The organism is Acidovorax sp. KNOB132 (assembly GCF_057541515.1).
Genome location: NZ_BAAJYT010000507.1, coordinates 1 through 1,433, shown reverse-complemented (window position 1 = coordinate 1,433; position 1,433 = coordinate 1). Strand labels below are relative to the sequence as shown.

The window sequence follows — 1,433 nt, the reverse complement described above, 5'->3', positions numbered from 1 at the left end:
CGTCGCCGCCTGGTACCACGCGGCCGAGCCCGAGGAGCGCCGCGACATGTGGCTGCTGCTGTGCGAGCAGTTCGCGCCCGACGCCACGCGCTTCAAGTCGGCGCGCCAGCGCTACGAGGCGGCGGCCGGCACGGCCGAGGAGGCCCATGCCGAGATCCACCTGCGCCGCGCGCTGGTGTCGCCGCGCACGCGGCTGCTGCAGCGCTTTGCGGTGTTTCCGAACGGCATGCGCTTTCTGCTGGACCTGCGGGCCGAGCTGCTGCCGCAGCTCAAGGGCGACAAGCGGCTGCTCGCGCTCGATGCCGAGCTGGAGCAGCTGTTTTCCACCTGGTTCGACGTGGCGTTCCTGGAGCTGAAGCGCCTGTCGTGGGATTCGCCCGCCTCGCTGATCGAAAAGCTCATCAAGTACGAGGCGGTGCACGACATCCGCAGCTGGGCGGACCTGAAGAACCGGCTGGACAGCGACCGGCGCTGCTACGGCTTCTTCCACCCGCGCCTGCCCAACGAGCCGCTGATCTTCGTGGAGGTGGCGCTGGTGGCCGACCTGTCCAGCAGCATCACGCCGCTGCTGGACGAGGGCGCGGCGCCGTCCGATCTGTCGAAGGCGACCACGGCGATCTTCTACTCGATCAGCAACACGCAGACGGGGCTGCGCGGGGTGAGCTTCGGCGATTCGCTCATCAAGCACGTGGTGGAGACGCTGAACGCGGAGTTTCCGCGCCTGCGCACCTTCGCCACGCTGTCGCCGATCCCGGGGTTCCGTTCGTGGCTGTCCAAGCACTGCGCCGCCGCGCTCGATGCGCTCGATGACAAGCGCCGTGCCGAGCTGGGCAAGGCCGTGGGGTTCGAGCCGCCGCAGGCCGCCCACGTGCTGGCCGCGGCCGACAAGGCGCTGGAGCTGCCCCCGAAATCGCCCGTGCGCCAGCTGCTGCTGCAGTGCGCCGCGCGCTACCTGGGGCGCGAACTGCACGAGGGCAAGCCGGTGGACCCGGTGGCGCGCTTTCACCTGGGTAACGGCGCGCGCGTGGAGCGCCTGAACTGGGCGGGCGACCCGTCGTCCAAGGGCCTCAAGCAATCGTTCGGCCTGATGGTCAACTATCTCTACGATCTCAAGCGGATCGACAAACACCGCGGCCTGCTGGCGCAGGGCCGCGTGCCGATGTCGGGAGACATCGAGAGCCTGTGCCGGGACTGAGGCGGTGTGAGCGGGGCAGAAAGAAAAAAAGGCCGGTGCGCGACATGAAAGCGCCCGAGCCTTTCGCCCCGCGGGTCAGATGGCACCGGCGCCATGAGCGCGCCTTCCTTGCATGCATGACAAAGACCCACAACGACAGGAGACAGACACCATGAACCATTCCCCTTTGCAGCGCCGCGGCGTGCTGCGTGGCGCGGCTGCGGCCGGCCTGGCGCTGGCCACCGGCCGGGTGTTGGCG

General features: G+C 69.1%; 1 protein-coding gene. It reads left to right on the top strand.

Going from position 1 to position 1,433, the window contains the following annotated elements; genetic code table 11:
• A partial coding sequence (locus AC27IO_RS24175) for a malonyl-CoA decarboxylase (protein WP_498741210.1) occupies positions 1 to 1,195 on the top strand: 1,195 nt, incomplete at its 5' end.
• Positions 1,196 to 1,433: the final 238 nt, after the last annotated feature.